The organism is Tahibacter sp., assembly GCF_035481375.1.
Classification (GTDB): Bacteria; Pseudomonadota; Gammaproteobacteria; order Xanthomonadales; family Rhodanobacteraceae; genus Tahibacter.
Map to the genome: position 1 here is coordinate 26005 of NZ_DATIGT010000275.1, position 6778 is coordinate 32782.

7 protein-coding genes are annotated in these 6778 nt (G+C 71.8%); 1 reads left to right on the forward strand and 6 read right to left on the reverse strand.

From position 1 onward, the window contains the following. Nucleotides 1-59: 59 nt before the first annotated feature. The 4 genes from bioC to bioB are packed head-to-tail and all read right to left on the reverse strand — an operon-like array spanning nucleotide 60 to nucleotide 4001. On the reverse strand, nucleotides 60-938 hold the full coding sequence (bioC, locus tag VLF18_RS18265) for a malonyl-ACP O-methyltransferase BioC (protein ID WP_325281057.1): 879 nt from the start codon (nucleotides 936-938) through the stop codon (nucleotides 60-62). Then, nucleotides 935-1699: a pimeloyl-ACP methyl ester esterase BioH gene (gene bioH, locus VLF18_RS18270; RefSeq protein WP_325281058.1), complete on the reverse strand. Its 765-nt coding sequence runs from the start codon at nucleotides 1697-1699 to the stop codon at nucleotides 935-937. Before bioH ends, bioC begins: the two co-directional genes overlap by 4 nt. A 27-nt stretch (nucleotides 1700-1726) precedes the next feature. Beyond that, nucleotides 1727-2902 carry an 8-amino-7-oxononanoate synthase gene (gene bioF / locus VLF18_RS18275; protein ID WP_325281059.1) on the reverse strand — a complete coding sequence of 392 codons (1176 nt, stop codon included), beginning with the start codon at nucleotides 2900-2902 and terminating at the stop codon, nucleotides 1727-1729. A 28-nt stretch (nucleotides 2903-2930) separates the two neighbouring features. Further along, nucleotides 2931-4001: a biotin synthase BioB gene (gene bioB / locus VLF18_RS18280; protein WP_325281060.1), complete on the reverse strand. Its 1071-nt coding sequence runs from the start codon at nucleotides 3999-4001 to the stop codon at nucleotides 2931-2933. Between bioB and VLF18_RS18285 the strand changes: the two genes are divergently transcribed. After that, the gene (locus VLF18_RS18285) at nucleotides 4000-4791 is read left to right on the forward strand and encodes a ComF family protein (protein ID WP_414717243.1); all 792 of its coding nucleotides are present in this window, start codon (nucleotides 4000-4002) and stop codon (nucleotides 4789-4791) included. The two genes, bioB and VLF18_RS18285, sit on opposite strands and share 2 nt — an antisense overlap. Before the next feature lie 79 nt (nucleotides 4792-4870). On the opposite strand, the gene ubiA is transcribed toward VLF18_RS18285, so the two are convergent. Next, nucleotides 4871-5797, reverse strand: coding sequence for a 4-hydroxybenzoate octaprenyltransferase (ubiA, locus tag VLF18_RS18290; protein ID WP_325281063.1), 927 nt, complete (start codon nucleotides 5795-5797; stop codon nucleotides 4871-4873). Nucleotides 5798-6536: 739 nt separating this feature from the next. After that, nucleotides 6537-6778, reverse strand: a 242-nt coding sequence (locus VLF18_RS18295; RefSeq protein ID WP_325281062.1) for a hypothetical protein, incomplete at its 5' end; no start/stop codon positions are given.

Consider the following 6778-nt stretch of genomic DNA (forward strand, 5'->3'; position numbering starts at 1 on the left):
CATAGGAGCAGGCCTCGCCGCGCTCCTGCCTCTGCGATTCCCCATTCGCGATTCCCGTATCACGTCTTCTTCCTCACCCTCAGCTGATCGACCGGAAACGTCGCGATATCCGTGCCGCCGCTGCGTCGCGGCTGTCCGGGCTTGGGTCCCCAGGCATGCGCCGAAATCACTTCGTAGGTCGCCGGCAGGCGGCCGTCGTCGCGACGGAACGGTTCGTAGGCGCGGGCGACGGCCTGCAGCCGGGCCTTGCCGGTCAGGCCGCGGCGCCGCTGCGCGTCGGCGTTCGTTGCGCCGATCGCCTTCAGGTCGCGCATCAGCGCGCCGGTGTCGGCATAGGTCAGCGTGAAATCGTCGCCGTCGAGCACGGGATCGCGAAATCCCGCGGCGAGCAGCGCGTCGCCGACGCGCTGGATGTCGGGAAAGTGGCTCACGTGCGGCGCGCGGTCGACTTCGGCCCACGCCGCGCGCAGTTCGTGCAGCGTCATCGGACCGAACGTCGACAGCGCGATAAACCCGTCGGGCTTCAGCACGCGGCGGAATTCGTCGAACAGCGCCGGCAGGTCGACGATCCACTGGATGCAGAGGCTCGAGAACAGCACGTCGATGCTCGCATCCGCGAGCGGCAGCCGGCGCGCGTCGGCGCAGACGCGCGCGAGCGGCCTCAGCCAGCTGCCCCGGCGGCGCGCCTGCTGCAGCATCGGCAGCGCGAGATCCATCGCGATCACATCGGCCCTGCGCCAGCGCTTGCGCAGCCGGCTGCTCGCGCGGCCCGGCCCGCAGCCGAGATCGAGCACGCGCTGCGGCGCTGCGATCACGTAGTCGAGGCGTTCGAGCAGGCGGTCCTCGACCTCGTGCTGCAGCACGGCGTGTTCGTCGTAGCTTGCGGCCGCGCGGCCGAACGCGCGGCGCACCTGGTCGTGGTCGAACGGCGGGGTCATGGCGTAAGCTCCGTCGCGAACGCGGCGATCGCGTCGGCGACCGCCGTCGCGTGGCCGATGAACGGCGCGTGCCCGGCCGACAGTTCGAGATAGCGGCCGCCGGGACTGCGTTCGGCGGCCCATAGCATCGCCGCCGGCGGAATCAGCCTGTCGCGGCGGCCCGCGATCCAGAGGCTCGGCACGGTCAGCGCCGGCAGCGCGGCGCGCAGGTCGGTGCGATCGAGGATTTCCAGGCCGTCGCAGAGTGCGCGCAGTGCCGGCTCGCCGCGATCGAAGACATGCGCGCGCAGTTCGCGCAGTTCGCTCTGCGCGCGCTCCGATCCGTGGGCTTCCAGTGCGAGAAAGCGCTCGATCGTACGGTGATAGTCGCTGCGCAGGCCCTCGCCGAACTGGCGGAAAATCTCCGGCGACACACCCTGCGGCCAGTCCTCGCCGATGACGAAGCGCGGGCTCGACGCGACGAGCACGAGCCCGCGTACGCGAGCCGGCTGCAGCCGCGCGGCTTCAAGACAGACCTGTCCGCCGAGCGACCAGCCCAGCCACAGCGCGCGCGGCACTGCGGCGGCGATCTGCTGCGCGCAGGCGGCGAGATCGAGCGGCCCGTCGCGCTGCGCGCTGAGACCGTGTCCGGGCAGGTCGACCAGATGCAGCCGGAACCGAGCCGCGAGCTCGCGCGTCAGCGGCGCGAAGATGCCGGCGTGCATGGCCCAGCCGTGGATCATGACGATGTCGGGGCCGTGGCCCTGGGTTTCGATGTGCATTCGTGAAATCAATAAACGTATAGGTTTTCACTCTGCGCGCATCAGCTGCGCGAGCGCGTCGAGCAGCCGTTCGACCAGCGCTTCGGTATGCAGCGCCGTCAGCGTGATGCGCAGCCGCGCCGCGCCGGGCGGCACGGTCGGCGGGCGGATCGCCGGAACGTAGAAGCCTGCCGCCTCGAGTCCGCGCGAGAGCCGCAGCGCCGTCGCGCTGTCGCCGACGATCAAGGGCTGGATCGCCGTGCGCGACGGCATCAGGGTCAGGCCGCGCGCCGCGGCGCCGGCGCGCAGGTGCGCGATCAGCGTGCGCAGCCGGTCGCGGCGCCAGGATTCGAAGCGCGCGATGTCGACTGCGGCGGATGCCGCCGCCGCGAGCGCCGGCGGCAGCGCCGTCGTGTAGACGTAGCTGCGCGCGAACTGCACGAGACCCTCGACGAGTGCGGCATCGCCCGCGACGAAGGCGCCGCAGACGCCGACCGCCTTGCCGAGCGTGGCCATGAGCACCGGCACGTCGCCGGTCGCGAGTCCGGCTTCGGCCACGCTGCCGGCGCCGTCCGGGCCGAGCACGCCGAGCCCGTGCGCGTCGTCGACGTGCAGCAGCGCGTGTTGATCGCGGCACAGCGCGGCGAGTTCGCGCAGCGGCGCGACGTCGCCGTCCATGCTGAACACGCCGTCGGTCGCCAGCAGCGCGGCGCACTGCGGCTGCGTGTCGAACTGACGCTGCGCGCTCGCGACGTCGGCGTGCACGTAGCGCTTGAGCGTCGCGCCCGACAGGCGCGCGCCGTCGATCAGGCAGGCGTGATTGAGCTTGTCCTCCAGGCACAGGTCGCCGTCGGCCAGCAGCGCCGTCAGCACGCCGAGATTCGCGAGATAGCCGCTGGAGAACAACAGCGCGCGCTCGCGGCCGGTCCACTGCGCGAGCTTGTGTTCGAGCGCTTCGTGTTCCGCGCGATGGCCGCCGAGCAGATGCGCCGCAGTCGCCCCGACGCCCCAGCGCCGCGCGGACGAGACCAGCGCTTCAGCGACGCGTGGATGCTGGGCGAGGCCGAGATAGTCGTTGCTCGCGAAATTCAGCAGGCGCCTGCCGTCGACGACGACTGTGGCGCCGTCGGCCTCGGACACGCTGCGCAAGCGCCGCAGCAGATCGGACGCGGCGCGTTCCGCGCAGGCCTGGTGCAGTCGGGCGAGCAGCTCCGGACGCGGCATGGCGCGCGCGGCGGCGAACGCCGCGGCCTCAGGCCGCGAGTTCGGTGTCGGAGCAGGCGCCACCAGGGCGGCTTTCACCACAGTTGCCACCGCCGCAGCCGGCAATGTCAGCCTCGACTATGTCCGCATGCACGGTCGAGGACTGCTCGACGACCTGCATCGGATGGATCCCGAGGCGGCGGAACAGCGCCTGGTCGTGCTCGACGTCGGGATTGCCGGTCGTCAGCAGTTTTTCGCCGTAGAAGATCGAGTTCGCGCCGGCCAGGAAACACAGCGCCTGCAGCTCGTCGTTCATCTCGGCGCGGCCGGCGGACAGGCGCACCATCGACTGCGGCATCAGCAGCCGCGCGACGGCGATCGTGCGCACGAACTCGAACGGATCGAGCAGCGCGGTGCCCGCGAGCGGCGTGCCGGCGACCTGCACCAGACGGTTGATCGGCACCGAGGCCGGATGCTCCGGCAGATTGGCCAGCGTCTGCAGCAGGCCGGCGCGCTGGTCGCGCGTCTCGCCCATGCCGACGATGCCGCCGCAGCAGGTCTTCATGCCGGCATGGCGTACGTGTTCCAGCGTGTCCAGGCGGTCCTGGTATTCGCGCGTCTTGATGATGTCGCCGTAGAACTCCGGCGCCGTATCGAGATTGTGGTTGTAGTAGTCGAGGCCGGCAGCCTTCAGCGTCTGCGCCTGCTCGCCGCTGAGCATGCCGAGCGTCGCGCAGGTTTCGAGGCCGAGCGACTTCACCGCGCCGACCATCTCGGCGACCTTGCCGACGTCCTTGTCCTTCGGCGAGCGCCACGCGGCGCCCATGCAGAAGCGCGTCGCGCCGGCGGCCTTGGCCTGGCGCGCCTTGTCGAGGACGACGTCGAGCGTCATGAGCTTCTCGGCCTTGAGGCCGGTCGCATAGCGCGCGCTCTGCGGGCAGTAGGCGCAGTCCTCGGGACAGCCGCCGGTCTTGATCGACAGCAGTGTCGAGACCTGCACGGCGTTGGCGTCGAAGTGTTCGCGATGCACCTGCTGGGCACGGTGCAGCAGGTCGGCGAAGGGCAGGTCGAACAGAGCGAGCACTTCCTCGCGCGTCCAGTCGTGGCGTAGGGCTGTCATGGGCGGTCGCCGGCGGATAAATTCGGGCGCGAGTGTCCGGGCCGCGGCGGAGGCTGTCAACTTGAAAGCGCATTCGCCGGTTGACGGCTGGCTGCAGCGGCTCGGCTTCGCGCTGCTGCCGTCGCGCTGCCTGCTCTGCGGCGAAGCGGGCATACGCGCGCGCGATCTCTGCGCCGGCTGCCGCGCCGACTTCGGACTCAACGAACCCTCCTGCGCCTGCTGCGGCCTGCCGTTGCCGCAAGCGGCCGCCTGGTGCGGCCGCTGCCTCAAGCGCCGGCCCGCGTTCGCCGCGACCTGGGCGCCGCTGCGCTATGCGCCGCCGCTGGCCGGGCTGCTGACGCGCTTCAAGTTCGGCGGCGATCTGGCCGCCGGCCGCGTGATCGCCGACGTCGCGCTCGAATGCTGGAACGCCGCGCCGCCGGCGCGCCCCGACGTACTGCTGCCGGTGCCGCTGCACGTCGACCGCCTGCGCGAGCGCGGCTACAACCAGGCGCTGGAACTCGCCCGGACGATCGCGCGCGGCACCGGAATTCCATTGCTGCCCGACACGCTGCAGCGCCCGCACCCGACGCCGCCGCAAAGCGGCCTCGGCGCACTCGCCCGCCGCCGCAATCTGCGCCGCGCCTTCGCCGTACGCGCCGGAACCGTTTTGCCGGCACACGTCGCGGTCATCGACGACGTCATGACCACCGGCGCGACCGCGCAGGAATGCGCGCTCGCGCTGCGCCGGGCGGGGGTGCGGCGGGTGGATGTCTGGGCGATTGCGCGAGCAAGCACGCGTCAGAAATGAGTGGGAGGAGTGAGAAAAGAGAGAAATGCGGTATCCACGCGCGACTCTCGTTTCTCACTCCTCCCGCACGTTCCTGCGCTCACGCAGGCTGCAACGCCAGCGCCAGACAGACCCCCGCCCAGACCGCCATCCCGAGCCACAGGTTGTTGCGGAACGCGGCGAAGCAGGCGGCGCGGTCGCGCTCGCGGATCAGGTATTGCTGCCAGATGGAGAGTCCGGCCGCGGCGGCGACGCCGAGGTAGTAGGTCCAGTGCAGGTCCGCGCGCGTGCCGACCAGCACGAGCGCGAGCAGCAGCGTGCCCATGAGCACACCGAGGATCATGCGGTCGTCGTCGCCGAACAGGATCGCCGTCGACTTCGAGCCGGCGGCGATGTCCTCGTCGCGGTCGACCATCGCGTACTGCGTGTCGTAGATCGTCGCCCAGACCACGTTCGCGACGAACAGCAGCCAGCACAGCGGCGGCAATGCCTGGAACCACGTGACGCTGGGAGCGCCGCCGTTGACTGCGGCGAAGGCCATCGGAATCGACCAGCCGAACGCGGCCCCGAGCACGACCTGCGGCAGGTGCGTGTAGCGCTTGGCGAACGGATACAGCGTCGCGAGCGCCGCGCCGGCGAAGGACAGCTTGACCGTCATCGAATTCGTCAGCAGCACGAGCCCGAAGGCAAGCACCAGCAGCACGATGAACAGCACGAGTGCCGCGCGCGGCGTCACGCGTCCTGCGGCGATCGGCCGGCCGCGCGTGCGCTCGACCTGCGGATCGAGCCAGCGGTCGGCGTAGTCGTTGATGACGCAGCCGGCCGCGCGCATCAGGAACACGCCGAGCGTGAAGATCACCAGCAGCTTGGGCGGCGGAAAGTCGCCGGCCGCGAGCCACAGTGCCCACCAGGTCGGCCAGAGCAGCAGCAGTGCGCCGATCGGCCGGTCCATGCGCATGAGCACGAGGTAGTCGCGCGCGGTATCGCGCCAGGGTTTCGGCAGCAGCTTCAACAGCGCTTCGAGCACGCCGCGCGAGCGCGCCGAGGCGTCGGCCGGATGCGCCGGCGCGGCCTTGTCGCGCGGAGCGGACTTGCCGCCCGATTTCGATGTCGGCGCGGCCGCTTTCGCGGCCGGAGCCGGCTTGGACTTCGTGCCGCGCGGCAGCAGGAACGCCGGCGGTTCGCCGGCCGGTTCCGGCGGCACGACGACCGGTGCTGCCGCGGACGCGTGGGGTGCAGCTGGCGCTCGTGATGCGGCGGGAGGGCTCGGTGCGGGTGAGGTCGCCGCGGTCGGACCGGGCGCGCGCGCGGCGGCGGGCGGTGTCGTGGCAGGTGCCGGCGGTTTCGCCGGCGCCTGCGCGCCCGGCGCCGGTGCGGCGGACTTCGCCACGCCAGTCGCCGGCGGCGGTGCCGCGGGTCGCGCCGCTGTCGCGATCGGCGCAGGCGCGGTCGGTCGTGGCATCACTGGATCAGCCGGCACCGGCACGGCCGGTCTCGGCGGTGCCGATGGCGGAACGTTCGGCGTGCGCGCGACCGGCGTAGCGGGCGGCGGTGCCGTCGGTTTCGCGGTCACCGGCGCGGCGGGAGGTGGTGCGGCGGGAAGAGGTGCGGCGGGCTTCGGCGTCGTCGGCGTTGCGACCGGCGCAGCAGCTGGCTTCGTCAGCGACGGCGACGCAGCCGGCGACGCGGTCGGTCTGGGCACCACGGGCGTTGCAACCGGCGGTGCAACCGGATTCGTCGCTGGCTGCGCTGCCGGCGCGGCGGCCTTATGCACACCGGGTGCTGCTGTCGACGGCGTTGCCGGTTTCGGTATCGCCGGTGCGGCGGTCTGAGGTGCAGCCGGCTTCGGTAGCGGCGGTGCGGCAGTCGGCGGTGCGGCCGGCTCCGACACGACTGACGCGGCCGCCGGTGATGCGGTCGGTTTCGCCGTGACGGGAGCAGCGCCGGTCGGCGTCGACGCCGGCGGCGTTGCGGGCTGAGGCGGAGCCGGCTTCGGCACGGCGGGCGC